General features: G+C 71.8%; 18 protein-coding genes. 9 read left to right on the top strand and 9 right to left on the bottom strand.

Annotated elements, in window-relative coordinates; translation table 11 throughout:
- Nucleotides 1-107: 107 nt before the first annotated feature.
- Complete coding sequence (locus ACZ470_RS07615; protein WP_468425340.1) at nucleotides 108-1,589, bottom strand: cellulose binding domain-containing protein; 1,482 nt, start codon at nucleotides 1,587-1,589, stop codon at nucleotides 108-110.
- Between the two features lie 228 nt (nucleotides 1,590-1,817).
- On the bottom strand, nucleotides 1,818-3,140 hold the full coding sequence (locus tag ACZ470_RS07610; RefSeq protein ID WP_468425338.1) for a radical SAM protein: 1,323 nt from the start codon (nucleotides 3,138-3,140) through the stop codon (nucleotides 1,818-1,820).
- A 153-nt stretch (nucleotides 3,141-3,293) separates the two neighbouring features.
- Between ACZ470_RS07610 and ACZ470_RS07605 the strand changes: the two genes are divergently transcribed.
- The 6 genes from ACZ470_RS07605 (at nucleotide 3,294) to ACZ470_RS07580 (ending at nucleotide 12,021) form a co-directional block, all read left to right on the top strand.
- Nucleotides 3,294-4,550 (top strand): FAD-binding protein, encoded by a 1,257-nt coding sequence (locus ACZ470_RS07605; RefSeq protein ID WP_468425336.1) that lies wholly within the window; start codon nucleotides 3,294-3,296, stop codon nucleotides 4,548-4,550.
- Between the two features lie 123 nt (nucleotides 4,551-4,673).
- The gene (locus tag ACZ470_RS07600; RefSeq protein ID WP_468425334.1) at nucleotides 4,674-5,888 is read left to right on the top strand and encodes an ROK family transcriptional regulator; all 1,215 of its coding nucleotides are present in this window, start codon (nucleotides 4,674-4,676) and stop codon (nucleotides 5,886-5,888) included.
- A 156-nt stretch (nucleotides 5,889-6,044) separates the two neighbouring features.
- A complete protein-coding gene (locus ACZ470_RS07595) occupies nucleotides 6,045-7,310 on the top strand; it encodes an ABC transporter substrate-binding protein (RefSeq protein ID WP_468425332.1) in 1,266 nt (421 codons plus the stop codon).
- Between the two features lie 23 nt (nucleotides 7,311-7,333).
- Nucleotides 7,334-8,284: a carbohydrate ABC transporter permease gene (locus ACZ470_RS07590; protein WP_468425330.1), complete on the top strand. Its 951-nt coding sequence runs from the start codon at nucleotides 7,334-7,336 to the stop codon at nucleotides 8,282-8,284.
- Nucleotides 8,281-9,138: a carbohydrate ABC transporter permease gene (locus ACZ470_RS07585; protein ID WP_468425329.1), complete on the top strand. Its 858-nt coding sequence runs from the start codon at nucleotides 8,281-8,283 to the stop codon at nucleotides 9,136-9,138. The genes ACZ470_RS07590 and ACZ470_RS07585 overlap by 4 nt, the downstream gene beginning before the upstream one ends.
- A 12-nt stretch (nucleotides 9,139-9,150) precedes the next feature.
- Complete coding sequence (locus ACZ470_RS07580) at nucleotides 9,151-12,021, top strand: glycoside hydrolase family 2 TIM barrel-domain containing protein (protein WP_468425327.1); 2,871 nt, start codon at nucleotides 9,151-9,153, stop codon at nucleotides 12,019-12,021.
- Between the two features lie 5 nt (nucleotides 12,022-12,026).
- Here ACZ470_RS07580 and ACZ470_RS07575 read toward each other — a convergent pair whose 3' ends face one another.
- Nucleotides 12,027-12,536 (bottom strand): hypothetical protein, encoded by a 510-nt coding sequence (locus tag ACZ470_RS07575; protein WP_468425326.1) that lies wholly within the window; start codon nucleotides 12,534-12,536, stop codon nucleotides 12,027-12,029.
- Entirely contained in the window at nucleotides 12,533-14,257 is a 1,725-nt protein-coding gene (locus tag ACZ470_RS07570; protein WP_468425325.1) for a PHP domain-containing protein, read from the bottom strand. Before ACZ470_RS07570 ends, ACZ470_RS07575 begins: the two co-directional genes overlap by 4 nt.
- Before the next feature lie 176 nt (nucleotides 14,258-14,433).
- Between ACZ470_RS07570 and ACZ470_RS07565 the strand changes: the two genes are divergently transcribed.
- The 3 genes from ACZ470_RS07565 (at nucleotide 14,434) to ACZ470_RS07555 (ending at nucleotide 17,287) form a co-directional block, all read left to right on the top strand.
- Nucleotides 14,434-15,012 carry a TetR/AcrR family transcriptional regulator gene (locus ACZ470_RS07565; RefSeq protein WP_468426271.1) on the top strand — a complete coding sequence of 193 codons (579 nt, stop codon included), beginning with the start codon at nucleotides 14,434-14,436 and terminating at the stop codon, nucleotides 15,010-15,012.
- A gap of 226 nt (nucleotides 15,013-15,238) precedes the next feature.
- Nucleotides 15,239-16,543 carry a hypothetical protein gene (locus tag ACZ470_RS07560; protein WP_468425324.1) on the top strand — a complete coding sequence of 435 codons (1,305 nt, stop codon included), beginning with the start codon at nucleotides 15,239-15,241 and terminating at the stop codon, nucleotides 16,541-16,543.
- An 18-nt stretch (nucleotides 16,544-16,561) separates the two neighbouring features.
- Nucleotides 16,562-17,287 carry a hypothetical protein gene (locus ACZ470_RS07555; RefSeq protein ID WP_468425322.1) on the top strand — a complete coding sequence of 242 codons (726 nt, stop codon included), beginning with the start codon at nucleotides 16,562-16,564 and terminating at the stop codon, nucleotides 17,285-17,287.
- Here the strand turns inward: ACZ470_RS07555 and ACZ470_RS07550 are convergent.
- From ACZ470_RS07550 to ACZ470_RS07530, 5 genes are all read right to left on the bottom strand, one after another.
- The gene (locus ACZ470_RS07550) at nucleotides 17,274-17,699 is read right to left on the bottom strand and encodes an NUDIX hydrolase (protein WP_468425320.1); all 426 of its coding nucleotides are present in this window, start codon (nucleotides 17,697-17,699) and stop codon (nucleotides 17,274-17,276) included. The genes ACZ470_RS07555 and ACZ470_RS07550 overlap by 14 nt on opposite strands.
- Before the next feature lie 97 nt (nucleotides 17,700-17,796).
- Nucleotides 17,797-18,570 carry an isocitrate lyase/PEP mutase family protein gene (locus tag ACZ470_RS07545; RefSeq protein WP_468425318.1) on the bottom strand — a complete coding sequence of 258 codons (774 nt, stop codon included), beginning with the start codon at nucleotides 18,568-18,570 and terminating at the stop codon, nucleotides 17,797-17,799.
- Complete coding sequence (locus ACZ470_RS07540) at nucleotides 18,567-19,028, bottom strand: hypothetical protein (RefSeq protein ID WP_468425316.1); 462 nt, start codon at nucleotides 19,026-19,028, stop codon at nucleotides 18,567-18,569. The genes ACZ470_RS07545 and ACZ470_RS07540 overlap by 4 nt, the downstream gene beginning before the upstream one ends.
- 152 nt (nucleotides 19,029-19,180) lie before the next feature.
- Nucleotides 19,181-20,593 carry an RICIN domain-containing protein gene (locus ACZ470_RS07535; RefSeq protein WP_468425315.1) on the bottom strand — a complete coding sequence of 471 codons (1,413 nt, stop codon included), beginning with the start codon at nucleotides 20,591-20,593 and terminating at the stop codon, nucleotides 19,181-19,183.
- Between the two features lies 1 nt (nucleotide 20,594).
- Nucleotides 20,595-21,683, bottom strand: a complete 1,089-nt coding sequence (locus ACZ470_RS07530; RefSeq protein ID WP_468425313.1) for a glycoside hydrolase family 43 protein — start codon at nucleotides 21,681-21,683, stop codon at nucleotides 20,595-20,597.
- Nucleotides 21,684-21,783: the final 100 nt, after the last annotated feature.

Here is a 21,783-nt window from a genome sequence, read left to right as displayed (position 1 = left end):
CGGTCCGGTGCGGCGGCGCACGGCCTCCGCGTGATCTGGCGACACAGTAGCCCGCGGCCGCCCGTGTCCGTCAACTTGTTTTTCCGGGCTCCCGGGTCGGACGGTTGTCAGACGGTCGCGCACGTCCGGCCGTTGAGCGTGAAGCCGGACGGCGGGTGGTTGGTGCCCTGCCAGGACGCGAGGAAGCCGAAGGCGAGCTTTCCGCCGGCGTTGACCGTCCTGTTGTAGTCCTGGGCGGTGACGGTGACACGGGAACCGTCCTGGTCCACCGAGGCGTCCCACATCTGCGTGACCTGCTGGCCGTCCCCGAAGCTGAAGCCGACGCGCCAGGAGTCGAGGGGCTCGCGGGTGGTGACGGTGACGGCTGCCTGGAAGCCGTCGGGCCACTGGTTGACCAGGTCGTAGTCGACGCGGCAGGCGGCAGGAGCGGTGCGGCCGGTGGTCTCGGGCGCGGTGGTGGCGGAGGAGGTGCCCTGCGGTTCGGGGTCGGGGTCCTTCCGGTCCGGGGTGCTGTCGGCGGTGTGCTCGGCGGACGGTTCCGGGGACGGGGGGTCCGGGGAGAGCGTGGGCGCGGCCGGCAGGGAGGGGCCGGGGTCGGCCACCGGCTGCCGGTCGGCGTCGGGGTGCGCGGCGCTCTCGTCGGCGGTGTCGCCGCCGAACGGCACCAGTGTGGCGGCGAGCGCGATCAGGGAGACGAGGAGGGCCGCGACCAGCGGGCCGTGCCGTGCGACGCGGGTCCGGCCGCCGCCGTCGGCCGGGTCACCGGTGTCGGTGTCGGCCCGGTCGGGGCGTCCGGCTCCGAGGCGTACCTCGGCGGCGCGGCGACGGCGTTCCAGATAGGCGAGGCCGCCCCAGCCGACCACCCCGCCGACCAGCGCCCCGGGCAGTCCCCCGCCGTGCAGCCGCAGACAGGCGGCGGCCTCGGCGCACTGGTGGCAGGTGGCGAGGTGCCGGGACAGGTCGTCGGGGGTGTCCGCGGCGGGTGAGCGGGTGACGGCGTCGAGCAGCCGGGCGTAGGCGCGGCACTCGGCGGCCATGGGGGAGTCGAGGTGGTTGCGGTGGCAGCGGTCCCGGAACAGGCGGCCGACCTGGGCGAGTTCGTCGGCGGCGGTGGCGGGGTCGAGGCCGAGCCGGCGGGCCACCAGGGGCAGGGGCAGGGCCTCCGCCTCGGCCAGCCACAGCAGTTCGGCGTCCGCCGGCTGGAGATCACGCAGTCCGCGCAGGGCGATCGGGCGGGACGGCGGGGGGCCGATGTAGCGGGTGGCCTGGTCGGAGTGGAGCCACAGCCTCAGGTCGGGGTCGAGCTTGTGGCCCTGTCCGGCCTCCTCCCAGGCGGCGGCCGTGCTGCGAACGGCCGTCAGCAGCAGGGGTATCCGGGGCAGGCGGGCGGGACGGCGGCCATGGCCGCGGACGGTTCCCGCCTCGGCGGCGCGCAGCTCCCGTATGCCCTGTTCGAAGGCCTCGCGGGCGAGTTCCGCGGCGGCGGCCGACCCGGCCGTGCACAGGTCGGCGTAGGAGAGCGCCGCGTCCCAGCACTCGGTGAACAGCGCCGCCTCGGTGGCGTCCTGAGGGCTCGGCAGGTCGGGCATGAGTCTCCCGCATCACGAACGAGGTCAACTCGCCATAGTGGCTATGGAGTTGGGGGAAACCTCGCGGCAGTCGCCGAGCCTTTCACGTCCTCGACACAACTGACAAGCGCCACCCTCACTTTCTGTGGTGGCATGGCAACCCCTCGCGGGGACAATACGCAAGGAAGGCCGGAACGTCTCGGTTCCGGCCTTCCCAATCCTCCCGGGGCCGCTGGGAGCCCCCGTGGCTCAGACCGTCTCGGCGGGCTCCCGCGCCGGGAGGCTGTCCATGAAGGAGCTGACGGAGAACACCGCGCGGCCGGGTCCGGGCGGACCGTAGCCGGGGGGCGAGGACAGGCCGAAGTCCTCCATGGTCTGCCGGTACGCCTGGAGCAGCCGGATGTGGTACTCCAGCGGCGCGCCCTGCGGGTTGGCCTTGCCGAGCGGGGTGGTCGGCTCCGGGCACCAGGTGGTGAAGCGGGGCGTGATGCCGTGCGACATGAAGAAGCGCAGGCCCTCGGTGGTGGACGCGATGGCCTCGTCGACCGTCTTGAAACCGAACGGCTCGGCCATCTCGACGCCCGCGACGAAGTTCGGGATCACATTGCGCGCCCCGAACACGTCGGCGGAGTCCAGGATGCGCCGGTGCCACTCGTCCCGGCCGACATAGCGCTCCTTGCCGGGGCAGTACATCTTGAACAGGTACTCGTCCCACACCTCGAAGTTGGGGTGGTAGATCTGCACGCCGTAGTCCTTGAAGCGCTGCACGTCCGGCTTGGGCAGGGCCTGGGCGACGACCTTGCCGATCCAGCGGCCGGGGAAGCGCTCCTCGATGGCCTTGGCGTAGTGGCCGTAGAAGTCGGCCTCGTCGCGTCCGGAGACCGTCTTGGTGATGGCGCCGCCGGTGAGGGTGTAGGCGGTGGACGCCTTCGCCGTGTCGTACCGGTCGATGATCTCGAGGGCCTCCAGGACCTCCTCGACGTCCTTCACCCCGGTGTAGGGCCGGCCGGCCGCCTTGTGCTGGCGCCAGTTGTGATTGATGTCGCAGTACTGGCACTCCTCCTTGGCGCCGAAGTACTGGCAGACCCGGAAGACGGTCAGATAGATCAGGTAGCCCCACTGGATGGTGGGGGCGACCTCCATGACGGACTTCCCGTTGGAGAGGGTGTGCCGGTAGTACTCGGGCATGGGCGGCACGCCGACGTCCGAGATCCGCCTGCCGTCGAGGTAGAGGCCGAGCATGCCGTGCTCGTCGGCGGCGACGCGGTAGGGGGACGCCGGGTTCACGCGCACCGACACCACCGTGCGGCGCAGGTCGTACGGGCCGCCGGTGAGGATGATCTCCTCCGGCGGGCGGCGCAGCGCGGCCTCGCCCAGCTCGGGCAGGGTGCCGTGGTCGAAGGAGAAGATGAAGTAGGACTTCGGTTTGACCTCGCCGCTCTCGTTGTCGCTGAGCGCGGACGGGTCGAAGGCCACACCGCCGCGCAGCAGGTCCTCCTTGAAGACGGCCTCGCGCGGCACGTGCGGGAACCGCTCCATCAGATCCTCGACCAGCGCGGTACGGCTGCCCATCGAAGTGTCTCCTCCCGGTTCGGACGTACGACTCCTCACGGTATGCCCCCGCTGGGACATCCGGGGCGCCGGGTCCCCCCACAGACGTGGACCACGCGCGAGGTAGGTTCCGGCGGGGACCTTTTCGGTCCCGATCGCCAGGAGGGACGAGGGATGACCGAGAGCGTGACCAACTGGGCGGGCAACATCACGTACGCCGCCAAGGAGCTGCACCGCCCGCACAGCGTGAACGCGCTGCTGAACCTGGTCGCCGCGAGCTCGCGGGTGCGGGTGCTGGGCAGCGGGCACTCCTTCAACGAGATCGCCGAGCCCGGCGAGGACGGTGTCCTGCTCTCCCTCGACGCGCTGCCCCCCGTGATCGACGTGGACACGACGGCCCGGACGGTACGGGTCGGGGGCGGCGTGCGCTACGCCGAACTGGCGCGGGAGGTGCACCGGCACGGGCTGGCGCTGGCGAACATGGCGTCGCTGCCGCACATCTCGGTGGCCGGGTCGGTCGCCACCGGCACCCATGGCTCCGGTGTCGGCAACGGACCGCTGGCCTCGTCCGTGCGCGCGGTGGAGATGGTGGTGGCGGACGGCTCCCGGGGACGGTTCACGCAAGGGGTGACGAACCTCTTCGACGGTGTCGTCACCTCGCTGGGCGCGCTCGGTGTCGTGACCTCGCTCACCCTGAGCCTGGAGCCGGCCTTCGAGGTCGAACAGCACGTGTTCACCGAGATGCCCCTGGAGGGCCTGGACCAGGCCACGTTCGACACGGTGATGTCGGCGGCGTACAGCGTGAGCCTGTTCACCGACTGGCGGGCGCCGGGCTTCCGTCAGGTGTGGGTGAAGCGGCGCACCGACCAGCCGCTGCCGAACTTCCCCTGGGCGGCTCCGGCGACGGAGAAGATGCACCCGGTGCCGGGCATGCCGGCGGTGAACTGCACCGAGCAGTTCGGGGTGCCCGGGCCCTGGCACGAGCGGCTGCCGCACTTCCGGGCGGAGTTCACCCCGAGTAGCGGCGCGGAGCTCCAGTCGGAGTACCTGATGCCGCGCGAGTCGGCGGTCGCCGCGCTGCACGCGCTGGACGGGATCCGGGAGACGGTCGCCCCCGTGCTCCAGACCTGCGAGGTGCGGACCGTCGCCGGTGACGACCAGTGGCTCAGCCCCTCCTACGGCCGGGACACGGTGGCCGTCCACTTCACCTGGATCGAGGACACGCGGGCGGTGCTGCCGGTGGTGCGGCGGGTGGAGGAGGCGCTGGCGCCGTTCGACCCGCGCCCGCACTGGGGGAAGGTGTTCACCACCCCGGCGGCGGAGCTGCGCGCCCGCTACCCGCGGCTGAACGACTTCCGGAGCACCGCCGAGGACCTGGACCCGCGGCGCAAGTTCACCAACGCCTTCGTGCGGGACGTCCTGGGCGACTGATCCCCGCCCCCTGCCCGGACTTCGTCAAGCCCCTTTCCAAACCCCTTGTCGAAAGGTCGGCCGCCGCCATAGCCTTGCCGCGCCGGTGCCGGGTCGGCCCGGCAGGGATGGGGGCAGCTGACGGTGAAGCGCACATCGCGGGACATCCGCACGGCCAACCGCTACCAGGTGCTGCGCCAGATCATCGCCGCCTCGCCCACCTCCCGGCAGGAGCTGGCGGCCGCCACCGGTCTCAGTCTCGCCACCGTCGCCACCCTGGTCGGCGAGCTGCTCGACCTCGGCATGATCACCGAGGTCGGCTTCGAGGACTCGGCCGGCGGCCGCCCCCGGGGCCTGGTGGCCGTCCACGCGTCCGGGGGCGCGCTGATCGGTGTCGATCTGGCGGAGACCTATGTCCGGGTCGAGCTGTTCGACCTGGCGCTGAACGTGCTGGCCCGCGCCGAGGAGGGCATGCGCCCCGGGGAGAGCCGGCCCGAGCAGGTCGTGGGCCATGTCGCCACGGCGGTCGGTTCCGTGGTGGCCCAGGCCGGGGTGGCGGGCGCGCGGGTGCTCGGGGTCGGGGTGAGCGTGCCGGGTCAGGTGGACCGGGACACCGGTGTCTGCGCGTACGCGCCGAACTGGGACTGGCACGACGTGCCCCTGCTCGACCTGCTCACCGACCACATCGCCTACCCCTTGCACCTGGACAACCCGTTGCGGGCCTGCGCGGTGGCCGAGCTGTGGTTCGGGGCGGCACGCGGGCACGGGGACGCGGTGGTGGTGAACCTCGGGACCGGGGTGGGCGCCGGGCTGGTGCTGGGCGGCGGGGTGCACCGGGGCGTCAGCAACAGCGCCGGCGAATGGGGCCACACCACGCTCGTCCTGGACGGCCGCCCCTGCCACTGCGGCAACCACGGCTGCGTGGAGACGTACGTCGGTGCGCCCGGGATCATGCTCAATCTGCGGGAGCTGAGCCCGGACAGTCCGCTGCTGCGGCCCGGGGACCAGACGGCCACCATCGACGCGCTCGCCGCGGGGGTGCGGGCCGGCGATCCGGTGGCGGTGGAGGTGCTCGCGCACACCGCCCGCTTCCTGGGCGCCGGTGTCGCGGATCTGATCAACCTCTTCAACCCTGAGGTGGTCGTGCTCAGCAGCTGGGTCGCGGCCGCGTTCGGCGAGCCGCTGCTCGACGAGGTGCGCGAGGCCGTCACCCGGCACGCGCTGCGCCGCCCGCTGGCCGCCACCCGGATCGTCCTCTCCCCGATCCCGACCGACCCGGTGTGTCTGGGAGCGGCGACGTTCGCCCTGGAGGGGGCGTTGCAGTCGACCGGCAAGCGGGCCCCCGCCAACCGGCGCTGACTCCTGGACCCGTTCGTCATCACGAACGACCCCGCCTCTTCGTACGGGCTTTGTCCAACCCCTTGCCGAAGTATTTGCCGAAGGTTAGCGTCCCGCGCACCGCAAGTCCTTGAGCGCCATCCCGCCGACAGCCGCACTCGAGACAAGGACGTCGCCATGCCTCCATCGAGCAACAGCACGTGGGACCGTCGATCAGTACTGCGCGCGGCCCTGGGGCTCGCCGCCGCCGGGGGACTCGCCGCCTGCGGCGGCAACAACGGCCGGGGCGGCGGCTCCGGTTCGGGCGGCACCCTGGTCCAGTACTTCCACGCCTACGGTGAGGCCGGCACCGAGCAGGCGATCAAGCGGTACGCGAAGGCGTACGAGGAAGCGAACGTGACCACCCAGTGGATCACCGGCTCCAACTTCGAGAGCAAGCTGTTCGCCTCGCTGCTCACCGACAAGGCACCGGACGTCTTCGAGTTCCACCCGCAGATCCAGCTCGTCAAGAGCGGCCAGGTGGCCGATCTGAGCGACCTGATCGAGCCAGTGAAGGACGACTTCAACCCGGCGGACATCCAGTCGCACACCGTCGACGGGAAGATCTACGGCGTCCGGATGATCGACGACCCGCAGTTCTTCTTCTACCGCAAGTCGCTGTTCGACAAGGCGGGCGTCGGCATCCCGCAGACCCTCGACGAACTCCTCTCCACCGCAGCCGAGTTGACCACGGACAAGGTCAAGGGGATCTACCTCGGGAACACCCTGCACTCGATCGTCAACCCGATGATCTGGGCGTCCGGCGCCGACACCCTGGACGAGAACAACGCGATCGCGTACCACACGGACGGCGTCGTCGGCGGCTTCCGCACCCTGCGCAAGCTGTTCACCAGCGGCGATCTGCTGCTCGACGCGCCGACCGACTTCTGGGACCCCTCCGCGCTCAACCAGGGGCTCACCGCGATCCAGTGGTGCGGCATGTGGGCCATGCCGCAGATGCAGGAGGCACTGGGCGACGACCTCGGGATCTTCCCCTTCCCCAAGGTCACCGACGGGGGCAAGCAGGCCGTCTACAACGGCGGCTGGTCGATGTTCGTCAACGCCAAGGGAAAGAACGTCGACGCGGCCAAGGAGTACGTGAAGTGGCTGTGGATCGACCAGAAGGAGTACCAGGAGGACTGGGCACTCTCCTACGGCTTCCACATCCCGCCCCGCACGTCGCTCGCCGAGTCCGCCGACAAGCTGAAGTCCGGTCTGCCGGCCGAGGGCGTGAAGCTGTTCAACGAGTTCGGGCACTTCGACAACATCGGCTGGACCCAGGCGATGATCACGGCCCTGGAGGACGTCCTCGCCGACTGCGTCCGCAAGGGCGGTGACCCGGAGGCCGCGCTCGACAAGGCCGACGGGAAGGTGAACCGCGAACTCGACAAGCTCTTCGGATAGACCGGCGGACGGGCAGTCACGAGATGTCGACCACCACGCCGCGCGAGGTCACCCCTCCCGCCCCCGCCCGGCCACGGCGGAGCCTGCGGACCCACCACACCCTCGCCTTCTGGCTGTTCACCGGGCCCTTCCTCCTCGGCCTGCTGATCTTCGTCTACGTCCCCATCCTCTGGAGCGCCTGGCTGTCGTTCTTCGAGGCCCGCTTCACGGTCACGCCCAGCGAGTTCGTCGGCTTCGAGAACTACCGCACCATGCTCACGGACGACGACTTCATGGGCTCCCTGGTCACCTTCACCGTCTTCGCCGCGATCGTCGTCCCCACCACCTGGGCGCTGTCGCTGGCCCTCGCGCTGGCGGTGAACCGGCTGCGGTTCATGCGGGCGTTCTTCCGGTCCGTGTTCTTCCTGCCGACGGCGGTGAGTTATGTCGCCGCCTCGCTGATCTGGAAGATGTCCATCTTCAACGGCGTGCGTTTCGGGCTCGCCAACACGGTCCTCGGCTGGTTCGGCGCCGACACCACCGCCTGGCTGGCCAGCCCCGACCCGCCCTGGTACTGGCTGGTCATCGTCACCGTACGGCTGTGGCTCCAGGCCGGTTTCTACATGATCCTCTTCCTGGCGGCGCTCCAGAACATCCCGCCGGAGCTGTACGAGGCGGCGGCCATCGACGGGGCGAAGCCCGGCCGGCAGACGTTCCGGCACATCACGCTGCCGCAGCTGCGCGCGACCTCGACGGCGGTGGTCCTGCTGCTGCTGGTGGCGGCGTACCAGGCCTTCGACGAGTTCTTCAACCTGCTGTCGAAGACGACCTGGGGGCGCCCTCCGCTGGTCGAGCTGTACTACAAGGCGCTGGGCGACAACCAGGACTACGGCGCGGGCAGCGCGGGAGCGCTGATCCTCACGCTGCTGATCTGTCTGGTGACGCTGCTCCAGGGCCGGATCATGGGCTTCGGCAGGTCGGAGGGCGCCAAGTGACCACCAGGACACCGCGCCGGGTCAGGCGCGGGAACGTCATCGGCTCGGCGGGCCTGTACGCCGCCACGGCCGTCGCCGCGCTGCTCTTCCTCGTCCCCTTCTATCTGATCGTGCGCAACGCCCTGTCCACCGACGCCGCGATCACGGGCGAGGAGTGGCAGTTCTTCCCCACCGACATCCAGTGGGGCAACATCACCGAGCCGTTCGACGACCCGACGGTCGACTTCGCCCGGTCGCTGTGGAACTCGGCGGTCGTCGGCGTGGCGCACACCGTCGGCACCCTGCTGGTCTGCTCCCTGGCCGGATACGGTCTCGCCCGCATCCCGTACCGGCACGCCGACAAGGTGTTCTACGCCGTGCTGGTGACCCTGATGGTGCCGACCGCCGTCACCTTCGTGCCCAGCTTCGTGCTCGTCTCCTCGCTCGGCTGGGTGGACAGCTACCGGGGCCTGATCATTCCGGGCCTCTTCAGTGGTTTCACCTGCTTCCTGTTCCGGCAGTACTTCCTGGGGTTCCCCAAGGAGCTGGAGGAGGCGGCGCGGGTGGACGGGCTCGGCCACTGGGGCGCGTACTGGCGGGTCGTCGTGCCGAACTCGCTGAACTTCTTCGCCGCCATCGCCACGATCACCTTCATCAGCGGCTGGAACTCCTTCCTGTGGCCGCTGGTCATCGGCCAGGACCCGAGCGCCTGGACGGTCCAGGTGGCGCTGTCCTCCTACATGACCAACCAGACCGTCAACTTCCATCTGATCTTCATGGCCACGGCCATTTCCATCCTCCCCCTGGTGTGCGTGTTCCTGTTCCTCCAGCGCTGGCTGGTGCAGGGCATCGCGCAGACCGGGATCAAGGGCTGAGCTAGGAGACCCATGTCAGTGCGCACCACGGCGAACGGCCCGACCGGCTACGTCGAGGACGTCTCCCCCGGCCGCGGGACCCTGCCCCCGCGCGCCTGGTACGCGTCCTCGGACGCGGCGTCCCTGTCACTGAACGGCAGTTGGCGCCTGCGGGTGTCCGCGACGGCCGACGCCGAGGACGACTCGTTCGCCGAGCCCGGGTACGACGCCGGGAGCTGGGCGGAGGTGACAGTGCCCGGCCACTGGGTGCTCCAGGGTCACGGCGCGCCGATCTACACCAACCACCTCTACCCCTTCCCCGTCGACCCGCCGCGCGTGCCCACCGAGAACCCGACCGGCGACCATCTGCGCGTCTTCGACCTGCCCGGCGACTGGCCGGCCGACGGTACGGCCGTGCTCCGCTTCGACGGCGTGGAGTCCTGCGCCCGGGTGTGGCTGAACGGCACGGAGCTCGGGGAGTTCAAGGGGTCGCGGCTGCCGCACGAGTTCGCGGTCGGGGAACTGCTGAAGACGTCCGGGAACGTGCTGGCGGTGCGGGTCCACCAGTGGTCGGCGGGGTCGTATCTGGAGGACCAGGACCAGTGGTGGCTGCCCGGCGTCTTCCGTGACGTGACCCTGCTGCACCGCCCGCCCGGCGCCGCGGGCGACTTCTTCGTACACGCCTCCTACGACCATGTCACCGGCGAGGGCACCCTGCGCGTCGACTCCGAGGTTGAAGGGCACGTGTTCATCGAGGAGTTGGGCGTCGACGTGGCGACCGGCGAGCCGGTGACGGTCCCGGTCGAGCCGTGGACGGCGGAGACACCCCGGCTGTACGACGGGGTCCTGGCCACGGCGGGCGAACGCGTCCCCCTGCGCGTCGGCTTCCGTACGGTCGTCGTCGAGGACGGCCTGATCAAGGTGAACGGAACGCCGCTGCTGTTCAAGGGCGTCAACCGGCACGAGTGGCATCCGCGCCAGGGCCGGGCGCTGGACCTGGACACCATGCGCGAGGACGTGCTGCTCATGAAGCGGCACAACGTCAACGCCGTCCGCACCTCCCACTATCCGCCGCACCCGGCGTTCCTCGGCCTGTGCGACGAGTACGGGCTGTGGGTGATCGACGAGTGCGATCTGGAGACGCACGGCTTCGTCGAGCAGGAGTGGCGGGACAATCCGGTCGACGACGAGCGGTGGACCCCGGCCCTGCTGGACCGGGCCGCGCGCATGGTCGAGCGGGACAAGAACCATCCGTCGGTGGTGATGTGGTCCCTCGGCAACGAGGCGGGCACCGGACGCGGACTCACCGCGATGGCCGACTGGATCCACGGCCGGGACCCCTCCCGCCCGGTGCACTACGAGGGCGACCCCGGCTGCCGGGACACCGACGTGTACTCGCGGATGTACCCGCCGCACGAGGAGGTCGAGCGGATCGGCCGGGGCCTGGACGGAGGCACCCACAGCAGGCGTCGGCTGCCCCTGATCCTCTGCGAGTACGCGCACGCCATGGGCAACGGCCCCGGCGGACTCACCGAGTACCAGGAGCTGTTCGAGCGGTACGACCGGCTCCAGGGCGGCTTCGTCTGGGAGTGGATCGACCACGGTGTCGAGCACCCGGAGCTGGGTTACGCCTACGGCGGGGACTTCGGGGAGGAGCTGCACGACGCCAACTTCGTCTGCGACGGGCTGATCTTCCCGGACCGCACGCCCTCACCGGGACTGATCGAGTACAAGAAGGTGATCGAGCCGGTCCGGATCGGGCCCGGCGACACGGACGGCACCGTACGGGTGACCAACCGGTACGACTTCGCGGACCTGTCCCATCTGGAGTTCGAGTTCTCCCACCAGGTGGACGGCTGGCCAACGGGGGCGCACCCGCTCACCGTGCCGCCGCTGGCCCCGGGGGAGTCGGCGGAGGTCAAGCTGCCCGAGGCGCCGGACGGCGAGGGCCAGGAGGTCCAGTGGACGGTGCGGGCGCTGCTCGCCGAGGACGCGCCCTGGGCCGGTCGGGGTCACGAGGTGGCCTGGGCGCAGGCGACGGTGGCCCGCCGCGCCCCGCTGCCGTCGGCGACCGGCGTGCGGCCCTCCGTCGACGGTGACCGGATCACCCTCGGCCCGGCGGTGTTCGACGCCCGCACCGGCGCGGTGCGTTCCCTCGCCGGTGTGCCGGTGAGCGAGCTGCGCCTGGACGTGTGGCGGGCGACGACCGACAACGACGACGGCGCGTCCTGGCAGACCGACACCCGGTACGGGCCGCTCTGGCGCGAGCTGGGCCTGCACCGGATGCGGCACCGCCTGGACGGCGTGGAGACGGACGGCGACGCGTTGACCGTACGCACCCGGGTGGCGCCCGCCGGCCGGGAGACGGGGCTGCGGACGGCGTACCGCTGGACGTCCGACGGCACGCGCGTACGGCTGACCGTCTCGGTCGTGCCGGAGGGCCACTGGCGGGTGCCGCTCCCCCGGCTCGGCGTCCGCTTCGGGATCGCGGGCACCCCCGAGGACGCCGTCTTCTGGTTCGGCGGCGGGAACGAGGCGTATCCGGACACCAGGGCCGCGTCCAAGGACCTGCTGTGGGACGCGAGCGTCCAGGACCTCCAGACGCCCTATGTCCGCCCGCAGGAGAACGGCGCCCGCGCCGACGTGCGCTGGGCGGAGGTCGGCGGCCTCAGGGTCGACGGCGACCCGGAGTTCTGGTTCACGGCCAGGCCCTGGACCACCGAGCACCTGGACGCCGCCCGCCATCGCACCGACCTCGTGCCCGGCGACACGATCTGGGTCAACCTCGACCACCGGCTGCACGGCATCGGCTCCCAGTCCTGCGGGCCGGGCCCCCTCCCCCGGTACTTCCTGTGGCCCGGGCCCGCGGAGTTCTCGTTCGTCTTCTCTCAGCCGCGCGACTGACCTCCTCAGTGATCGGCGCAGCAGGGCGTGGGGTCCGGGGCCTCGAACGGCACGAGGGTGCCGCCCAGGGCCGGGGTGGCGGCGAGGACGAGTTCGTCCCGCTGCCACGTCGGCCGCACATGGTCACGGGTGATCACGCGGGTCTCCGGGCCCGGGGGCCCGGGCGTGCCCAGCACCGTCACGCGGGCGATCGCGGAGCCGGCCAGCAGCTCCGCGACGGTCAGCGTGCCGGTGAGGGCGGGGGCGCCCGGGTAGAGCACCGCGCGCCCCACCGCGTCGGGCAGGCCCGGGGAGACGGGGCCGTACCCCGCGAGCCGCTCCCGGAGGGTGTCCGGGAGCGGCCGCGAGGGCAGGGACAGGGACACCGTGACCCGCGGGCGGTCGTCGCGCACCAGGTGGGTGCAGCCGAACACGTCCTCGGGCAGGTCGAGTTCGGCGGCCATCCGGTGCAGCAGGTGGTCGGCCTCGAGCAGGTCCCGGATGCCCGGGTCCACGGTGAGGGCGTACGGCGTCACGACGGCAGGACCCACACCGGGTTGGAGTAGAACCACAGGTCGCGCCACGGGTCGGCGTCGCCGACGACGTCGATGGCGGGGCCCGCCGGGTCGACGTTCGCGCCCATCACGCCGACGGCGGACCGGTTGCCGTCGGTGCCGCGCAGGCGGACGTACAGCGGGCGGTCGACCCGGCCCAGGTCGAAGGTGACGCGGACGGTGCCGACGGTCTTGTCGATGTCGTACGACCGGACGACCTTCGCGGTGGGCGCGGTGAACGTGTCCTTGTCGGCGACCGGGCCGGTGACATCGCCCTGGATGACGTCCACGCGGGCGAGCTTCGGCGTGAATCCGGCCCAGTTGTTGCCGCCGGCGAGGGCGACGTCGGCGGTCAGCGTGACCTTGGTGCCCTTGCGCACGTGCAGGGCGCCGCCGAGGGTGGCCCAGCGGCTGCCGCCGGAGACACGGACGTCGAGGCCGCTGATCAGCTGCCCGTGGTCGACCCAGACGCGTCCGGCGCGGATGCCGTCCATGACGGCGGCGTAGGAGAAGCCGTCGGCGCCGACGTGGGTGCGGCTGTACTGGCCGGGCCAGAAGTCGCCCTGGGTGACGTCGATCTTCCCGGCGTAGACGGGGTCGTCGTAGCGGCCGTTGGCCGCGAAGTCGCCGCCGCCGCGGGCGCCGGTGTCGGCGTACACCTGGTGGGAGTCGGAGTTGGCGGTGATCCACCAGGGGCGGCCCTCGGCGAGGAGGCTGTCCCAGAGGCCGCCGACGGTGGCGGTCATCCAGTCGAAGCCGCCCCAGGTGCGGTAGCTCTCCAGCGGGTAGCCGGCGAAGGAGTTGGGGCCGGGGCTGCCGTCGTAGATGCCGCGGCCTCCGCCGGGGCCGAGCGGCTTGGGCAGTCCGGCGGCCTGGTGGCCGGGGGCGCCCTCGAAGCCGACGGCGATCTGCCGTTCGCCGGTGCCGGTCGCGTCGCGCCAGGCGCGGATCTCGTGCGGGGAGTCGATGCCCTTGCGCGCGGGGTGGTTGGCGAGCATCAGGGCGTCCTTGACCTTGCGCCGCCTCACCTGGTCGGCGAGGAAGTTGAGGCCGGCGATGGCCAGCGCCTCGTTGGCCGGGGTGGAGTCGCCGGCGCCCTTGACGCTGCCGTCGTAGTCGGTCTCGAACTGCTTGAGGACGGAGACCTCGTTGCGGCCGGGGTGGACGAAGACGGTGCCGTGCTCGGCGGCCGGGATGTTCCACTCCAGGCCCTGGAAGACGAGGGTGTCCTCGTGGGCGGCGCGGGCCTCCTGGATGTCCGGGTTGACCTTCTCGACGCCGATCTTCGCGTGGGTGGTGCTGCCGTGGTCGGTGATGACCAGCCAGTCCATGCCGTGCCGGGCGCCCTGGCGGACCTGGTCGACGACGCGGTACTTGCCGTCGCTGCTGTACTGGGTGTGGATGTGGTGGTCACCCGCCAGCCACAGGAACCCCTTGCCCCTGCCGCCGCCGCGACGGCTGTCGCCCGCCGCGTGCGCGGGCGTGGCGGCACCGGCGCCCGTGGAGAGCACGGTGCCGGCCGCGAGGCCCGCGCCGAGCAGCCCGGCCCGGCGCAGCAGCGTACGGCGGGACTTCTGCTCGGGGTTCAGCGCCTCGTCGGGCACGGAGGTGTCGAACGCGGCGGGCAGCGGGGCCGTCGCCTCGTGCCCGTGGTCGTGCTCGTGATGGTGGTGGTGCGGCCCGTGCGCGTGTCCGTGACCCATGAAGTGCCTCCTCGATGCCGCGGCGCGACCACGCCGCGTGTGGAGGATCAAGGCAACGCATGAACGTTGAACGACGTGCAGATGAGCGCCGCATGCCCCGGACACGGCGGCTCGTTCGGGCACGCTCGATAGGCTGGGCGCTTCCCGGACCCCTCAGGTTCCCTTCGGAGGCCTCCATTCCGCGCGCCGGACTCACCACGGACCGTCTCGTCGCGGCGGCCGCCGACCTCGCCGACGAAGCCGGATACGAGAACGTCACCCTGTCCGCGCTGGCCCGGCGTTTCGGTGTGCGGGACGCGAGCCTGTACGCGCATGTGCGCGGTCTGCGCGACCTGCGCACCCGGATGGCGCTGCTCGCCGGCGGCGAGATGATCGACCGGATCGCGGCGGCGGTGGAGGGGCGGACCGGCAAGGAGGCGCTGGCGGCGTTCGCCGACGCCTACCGGGAGTACGCCCTCACCTGCCCGGGCCGCTATGCGGCCACCCAGATCCCCCTGGACCGTTCCCTGGTCACCGACTCCCCCGCCCTGCGCCGCACCGCCGAGATCACCTACGGCATGCTCCGCGCGTACGGCCTGGACGAGCCGGACCTCACCGACGCCGTGCGCCTGCTCCGCAGCACCTTCCACGGCTACTGCGCCCTGGAGTCCGCCGGCGCCTTCGGCGACCCCCGTGACGTGCGGACCTCCTGGGACAGAACGGTCGAGGCCCTGCACATCGCCCTGGTGAACTGGCCCCGGGAGCGGGCACGTTGACCGGCGGGTGGGCGTGTCGGGTGTGAGACGGCGAAAACAGCGGTACGGACGTTGAGTCGGAGCCGTTTTCCTAGGATGGGATCTTCGGGCACACCATGTGGCCGCCGCTCGCGGGAGGGAGTGCGCCTTGTCCCAACAGCGCCTGGGGCGCGGCCCTTTGAGGCCCGTGCGCCCCGGTCCGCCGACGGGCGGTACGGGTGGCGGGCCGTCCCGTCCCGTCCGGTTCGTGGGCTGGCTCGGCGGTCTCGGGTGCGCGGCCGCCGGGTACGGGGTGTTCCAGTTCCTGTTCCAGGTGCTGCCCGACTCCCTGGGCGGGGAGGCGGCGAAGTATCTGATCTCCTCGGTGAGCGGGGTCGGCACGGGGGTCGCCGCGTGGCTGGCTGCGGCGCTGGTGCGGGCCCGGACCGCCGAGCCGGCCGGCGCCTCCCCGCCGACGGAGCCCACGGCCGGCCCCGCGCCCGGCCCGCTCCCCGAAGTCCTCGCGTCCGTGTACGACACCCTGGTCGCGCAGGTGTCGGTGGTGGACGACCCGGACCGGGGGCGGCTCACCGGCTGGTCGCACTCCCTGGGCGAGAGCGGCCCCTCCCGTCCCACGTCCGTCGGCACCGCGTACGGGCTTCAGACGCTGCTCGACCTGGGCATGACCGACGGCCGGCTGGGTCCGGGCGAGCTGGTCGACACGCTGTGGCGGCTGCGGCTGCCGGGCGGTGGCTGGTCGGCCCGGTCCCAGGGGGCCGTGGCGCGGCCCGAGGTGACCGCGCTGGTGCTGGGTGCGCTGGCCCGCGCGGGTGTGCCGGCGGACCGTCTCGCGCGGGAGGTGGACCACTGCACGGACGCGTTCACCCGTGAACTCGACCGGGCGGGACGGGAGTCGACGCACGTCGTGACGACGGTGCTGCGCGGCCTGCTGCGGGCCGCGCCCGACTGCGCGGCCCTGCCGCACCTGCGCGAGGCCCTCGTCGACGGGGTGATCAGCGATCCGGCCCGTGACCGTCTGCGCTGCTGGGGCTACCGGCTCGACCCGCCGTACGGGCCGCCGTCCCCGCTGCACACCGCGCAGGCGGTGGTGGCCCTGGAGCGTGCGGCGCGGGTCCTGGGCGAGACCGCGGGTGTGCGCGCCGCCCGTGAGGACGGCGTGCGCTGGCTGCTGTCCTGCCCGGACGCCCCGCACCACGCCTGCCTGGACCTGGAGAACCTGCGCGAGGAGGTGCGCCGGCCCCGCCCGGACGACCCCGCGCGCCACGAGGTGCTGAACGTACGGCACTTCACCGCGACCTGGGTCGTGCGGGCGCTGCTCTCACGGGGCGCGCTGGAGGTCGCCCGGCAGGACGGCCTGGAGGAGACGTGGCGGGAGCTGGTGGACGGGGCCGCCGCCGCGGTGCGGTCGGGGCAGCGGGACGGCATCTGGTCCTGGGGACGGGGCGACAGCACCGAACTGCGGCACCCGATGTGGATGACGTATCAGGGCGTGTCGGCGCTGCGTGCGCACGCCCTGTGGACGTACCGGCCGGACGACCGGGACACGGCGTGACGAGAAGGGACGGGGTGCATGGGAGGTCGGCGGGCGTCGGCGGCACGGCGGTTACTGGCGGGGGCACTGGACGGTGAGCTGCCCGAGCGGGACCGGGTGGCGGCGGCCGACGCGGTGGTCACCGAACTGGGCGCACCCGACCGGCTGTTGGAGCTGGTGACCGAACTGGCCCGCGGGGAGGGCGATCCGGAGGGCCGCGCGCGGCTGTCGTACCGGCATGTGCTCGGCTTCGACAAGCTGTTGCTGGTGGACGCGGGGCCGCGGCACATGCTGCGCGTGCATCTGTGGCACGCGGGCGCGGGCGGCACCGGCCGGGAGGACATCCACAACCACCGTTCGACGCTGGCCTCGCACATCGTGCGGGGGCGGCTGCGCATGGAGTTGTACGAGGTGGGCGACGACGGCGGTGTCGAGGCGACCCGGTACGAGGAGTCCCTGGCGGACGGTTCGGCGGACTGGCTGCTGACCCCGGCGGGTCCGGCGCGGCTGCGGCTGTCCCACACCGGCCGCTACGCGGCGGGCAGCACCTACGCCCTGCCCGCGCACACCCTGCACCGCGCCTGGTGCGACACACGGGAGCCGACGGTGACGCTGTTCCTGGAGACGGGGACCGAACGACGGCCGCACACCGATGTGTTCACGGCGGCGGGCCCGCGCGCGGGCGCGACGGCGAAGGAGCCGCTGGACGTGGCGGGCTATCTGGCCGCGCTGAACGGGCTGGCGGAGCTGCTCAGGAATCCGTGAGGGCCTGGCGTACGACGTCGAGGTTGTAGGCGTCGATGTCGACGCCGGTCAGCTCGGACGGGTGCAGCCAGGCGTGGGCCTGGTCCGGGCGGGGGAGGGTGATCCGCCACGTCAGCGGGCGGACCAGGAAGTTCTCCTGCCAGTTCTTGGTCTCCTGCCCCCGGTACTCGCTGACGAAGGACGACTCGCCCACCTTGCGCACGATCTCGCCGAGCAGGCCGGTCTCCTCCTTCAGCTCGCGCAGCGCGCCGTCGCGGGCGTTCTCGTCGGGTTCGAGTTTGCCGCACGGAACGCCCCACACCCGGGGCAGGAACCTCTCCTCCGCGCTGCGGCGCACCAGGAGCACCCGCCCCTCGTCGTCCCGCACGACCGCGGCCGCCAGTCGTTTCTCGCCGGGGATGTCCATGTCCATGGTTCCTCGGTCCCTCGCCGGAGATGAGTCCAAAGGGTCTGATACCCGCGAAAGTCCCAACCGTACCAGGGTCGCCCGAAGGAATCCGTGCCGTCGCTCACACCGCGCTCGCGCCGGGCCGGCGACTGGACCTCCTCTGGATCTCCTCGTACGAGGGTGCCGTGCCCTCGGGCCTCCGGCCCGCCCTGACGTCCACCGCCGTCTCCACCGCCGCGCCCAGCGCCCGCCGGTACAGCAGCGATCCGAGGCTGACGCGGCGGACGCCGAGGTCGGCGAGGTGCGGGACGGAGGGGCCGCCGGGCGAGTACAGGATGTTGAGGGGCACTCCGTCGAGGGCGCGCACCAGGGCGGCGATCTCCCGGGGGTCGGTGAGGCCGGGGACGAAGACGCCGTGCGCGCCCGCGTCGCGGTAGGCGTCGAGGCGGCGGGTGGTGCCCTCGCCGTCGCCGAGCCAGTACGTGTCGGTGCGGGCGTTCACGAAGAGGCCGGGGGCCGCCGCCCGGACGGCGGCGATCTTCGCCGCGTGCCGGTCGACGGGCCCGAGCCCGTCCTCCAGGTTGATGCCGGCGGCGCCGAGCGCGTACAGCTCGCGGGCCAGTTCGGCCACCTCGTCGGGGTCGTCGGCGAAGCCGCCCTCCGCGTCCACGGAGAGCGGGAACGGCTCCGAGCCGAGGGTGAGGGCGAGGCGCAGCGTCTCCTCCCGGGTGGCCGCCGCCCCGTCGGGCAGGCCGGCCGCCGCCGCGACGGCCAGGCTGGTGGTGCCGATGGCCCGGAAGCCGTGGGCGGCGAGGGCGAGCGCGGAGGCGTGGTCCCAGGCGTTCGGCAGCAGCAGGGGCTCGTCGGCGTGGTGCAGGTCGGCGAAGGCGGTCATGAGAGGTCTCCCACGGCGTCCGCGTAGTAGACCGACTCGTGGAGGTGGCGGGCGAGTTCGCGGAAGCTCCAGCCTTCGCCCGGGGAGTCGTCGAGCTGTTCGTCGGTGAGCGCGTCGAGGCGGTTGGCCCAGATGCGGGCGAGCCGGGTGAGGCGGCTGCGGGCCTCGTCGAGGTCCTGCGGAGTGAAGGGGGCGAGGTCGGCCTCGGTGGTGACGAGGGAGGCGTGCCAGTGGTCGGGCTGCGGCTCCTCGCCGGCGAGACGTGCCTCCAGTTCCGCGAGGTGGTCGATCAGGTGGTCGGCGACGCGGCGGATGGCCTTGTGAGGGGTGTAGAGGCGGTCATCGACGTGCGCGGGTTCGCCGTCCCAGCGGGTCCAGCCGGCGGCCAGCGCGAGGACGTGGTCGACCATGCCGGTGACGGCCGCGGAAGGGGTGCCGGTCTGCGTGCTCTCGGTCATACGGCAACGCTAGAAGCGGGACGCTTCGGTGCCGGCCGAACTGTGGCGGGGGGTGGGCCTGGGGCGCCCCGGTTCCGGTCGGAGCGCCCCAGGGGTTCATCCCACCCCGACAGTGCCCTCGGGCACCAGATGCCGGGCTGCCTTGTTTGGTCTCATGTTCCGCGGGTCCACTGCTGGTTGGTGCCTCCGTTGCAGGGATATGTGATGATCGCGGCGGAGTTGGCGGTGGACGCGCCGTTCACGTCCAGGCACTCGCCGGTGGCGCGGGACTTCACGTTGACGTACGAGCCGGTGGTGGTGAGCGACCACTGCTGGGCGGTCGCGGAGGCGTCGCAGTTCTCCTGCGTGACCGTGCTCGCGTTCTCCCGCACGCACAGGCCGCTGTTCCGGACCACCAGTTGGTGGTGGCCGCCGCCGAGGGACTTGAACCAGAACCTCTGGTTGCCGCCGCCGTTGCAGTCGTACTGCTTGAGCTGGGCGCCCTGCCAGAGCGACTGACCGGTCACGTCCGCGCACCTGCCGCTGTGCCGGGCGGTCAGCGTGTGGTACGTGGCGGACGTACCGCCGATGGTCCCGGCGGCCGTGTCGATCGTGACCTCCGGCGACCAGGACATCGACATCGACGTGGACGAGGGGAAGGTCAGCGGCAGCCACACGTAGCGGGAGTCGTTGACGGTCCCGCCGAAGGAGTTGCCCCAGCGGTCGCCCAGGTACAGGTAGGAGGTGCCGGTGGAGCCCTGCACGGGAAGGACGTACGCGGTCTGGGATCCGTAGGCGGTGGAGTCGCCGATGTCGCGCATCGCCGACCAGGGGCCGGAGAGGCTGGTGGCGGTGGCGTACCGCTGCTGGTTGGGGTTCCAGCCGGTGGCGCCCGAGGTCAGCATGAAGTAGACACCGTTCCGCTTGAACAGGGCCGGGGCCTCGCGGTGGCCGCCGGGCCAGGGGTTGGCCACCAGGCTCGCGATGCCGGTGTAGTCGGCGGTGAGCCGGTAGATGTGCAGGTCGTAGTTCTCGCGGGCGGCGGAGACCATGTAGCCGGCGCCGTCGGTGTCCGTGAAGACGGTGATGTCGCGGGACATGTGCTGCCCGAGCGGCCGGAAGCTGCCCCGCCAGGTGTAGGCGCCGTCCACGGTGTCGGAGACGGCGACGGCGGCTCGGGCCTCGCTGTAGTCGCTGCCGTTCTCCTTGTGCATCCACATCACGAACTGGCCGGTGGAGGCGTTGTACATGACCTTGGGCCGCTCGATGTTGGCGGTGGCGAGCTCCGGGTGACTGGCCTCGGTGAGGACGTGGTTGCGGAACTCCCAGTTCTTCAGGTCGGTGGAGCGGTAGGCGTCCACGTAGCGGAAGGTGTTGTCGGCGTTGCGGTGCTCGCCGAACCAGTAGTAGTAGGACCCGACCTTGAGGACCCCGCCGCCGTGGGCGTGGACGGGGCTTCCCGAACCGTCCGTGAACTGTGTGCCGTTGGCGATGGTCTGCGGGGCGGCCTGCGCGGGCCCCGCGGTGACCAGGGCGCCGGCGAGCGCGAGACAGAGGGCGAGCAGCACCGCGTGGGCACGTCTCATGTCACGCCCCCTCCCCCGCCGTGTCGGCCACGGGGACACCGAAGTCCGGGGTGCCGTCCGGCTTCCAGCCGAGCTTCTGGACGCGGGTGTGGCGGTTGGGGTCGTCCAGCGGATCGCCCGTGATCTCCTTGTACTGGCGGGCGTGGTAGACGAGCACGTCGGTACGGCCGTCCTCGGCGACGGTGAAGCAGTTGTGCCCGGGGCCGTATTGCCGGGTCGTGTCGTCGCTGGTGAAGACGGGGACGGGCGACTTGGTCCAGCTCGCGGGGTCCATGAGGTCGCTGTCCTCGTCGGCGGTCAGCAGGCCCACGCAGTAGTTGTGGTCGGTGGCGCTGGCCGAGTAGGTCATGAACAGACGGCCGTTGCGGTGCAGTACGTACGGTCCCTCGTTGACGGCGAAGCCGACGCGCTCCCAGTCGTACTCGGGGGTGGACAGCCGTATCTGGGGGCCTGTCAGGGTCCAGGGGTCGGCCATCTCGGAGAGCCAGACGGCGGTGTTGTTGTCCATGCCGGGTTCGTGCTGGGCCCAGGCGAGGTAGCGGGTGCCGCGGTGGGCGAAGGTGGTGGCGTCCAGGGAGAAGGTCTCCCACGCGGTCTTGACCTGCCCCTTCTCGACCCAGGTGCCGCGGAAGGGGTTCGGGTGGGCGTTCTCCAGCACCCAGATGCGGATGGCCCACACGTCCTCGGCGGGCGCGGCGGCGAAGTAGACGTACCACTTGCCGTCGACGCGGTGCATCTCCGGCGCCCAGATGTGGGCGCCCATGTTCCCGGTGGGGTGCGCCCGCCAGATGACGGACTCGGCGGCGGCGCCCAGCCCGTTGAGCGTGCGGGAGCGGCGCAGGACGATGCGGTCGTACTCGGGGGCGGTGGCGGTGAAGTAGTAGAAGCCGTCGGTGTGCCGGGTGATGTGCGGGTCGGCGCGGTGGGGGACGAGCGGGTTCACGTACGGGGCTGCCTTCGGGGATGTGGCGGCGTAGGCGGCGGCCGGGCTCGCGGCGGCCAGGGCGCCCGCGGCGAGGGCGCCCTTCAGCAGGAGTCTGCGGGCGGGGGGCGGGGGCAGGTCGGGCAGGTCGTCGGCGGCGCGGCTCATGCGGTCTGCCTCTCGTGGGGAAGATGACACGCTTCGCCAATTCGATATCTCGAACGGCATCTGACATGACGAACGCCGAAAAGGTAAAGGCGTGTCAGGG

It is taken from the genome of Streptomyces sp. NPDC031111 (assembly GCF_055570675.1).
The sequence above is the reverse complement of the archived record's forward strand: the minus strand, read 5'-3'. Positions and strand labels throughout refer to the sequence as shown.

Coding starts and splice junctions, on each gene's coding strand:
- ACZ470_RS07615 (WP_468425340.1), bottom strand. CDS start 1,589: ATGCCCGACCTGCCGAGCCCTCAGGACGCCACCGAGGCGGCGCTGTTC.
- ACZ470_RS07610 (WP_468425338.1), bottom strand. CDS start 3,140: ATGGGCAGCCGTACCGCGCTGGTCGAGGATCTGATGGAGCGGTTCCCG.
- ACZ470_RS07605 (WP_468425336.1), top strand. CDS start 3,294: ATGACCGAGAGCGTGACCAACTGGGCGGGCAACATCACGTACGCCGCC.
- ACZ470_RS07595 (WP_468425332.1), top strand. CDS start 6,045: ATGCCTCCATCGAGCAACAGCACGTGGGACCGTCGATCAGTACTGCGC.
- ACZ470_RS07590 (WP_468425330.1), top strand. CDS start 7,334: ATGTCGACCACCACGCCGCGCGAGGTCACCCCTCCCGCCCCCGCCCGG.
- ACZ470_RS07580 (WP_468425327.1), top strand. CDS start 9,151: ATGTCAGTGCGCACCACGGCGAACGGCCCGACCGGCTACGTCGAGGAC.
- ACZ470_RS07570 (WP_468425325.1), bottom strand. CDS start 14,257: ATGGGTCACGGACACGCGCACGGGCCGCACCACCACCATCACGAGCAC.
- ACZ470_RS07555 (WP_468425322.1), top strand. CDS start 16,562: ATGGGAGGTCGGCGGGCGTCGGCGGCACGGCGGTTACTGGCGGGGGCA.
- ACZ470_RS07550 (WP_468425320.1), bottom strand. CDS start 17,699: ATGGACATGGACATCCCCGGCGAGAAACGACTGGCGGCCGCGGTCGTG.
- ACZ470_RS07545 (WP_468425318.1), bottom strand. CDS start 18,570: ATGACCGCCTTCGCCGACCTGCACCACGCCGACGAGCCCCTGCTGCTG.
- ACZ470_RS07540 (WP_468425316.1), bottom strand. CDS start 19,028: ATGACCGAGAGCACGCAGACCGGCACCCCTTCCGCGGCCGTCACCGGC.
- ACZ470_RS07535 (WP_468425315.1), bottom strand. CDS start 20,593: ATGAGACGTGCCCACGCGGTGCTGCTCGCCCTCTGTCTCGCGCTCGCC.
- ACZ470_RS07530 (WP_468425313.1), bottom strand. CDS start 21,683: ATGAGCCGCGCCGCCGACGACCTGCCCGACCTGCCCCCGCCCCCCGCC.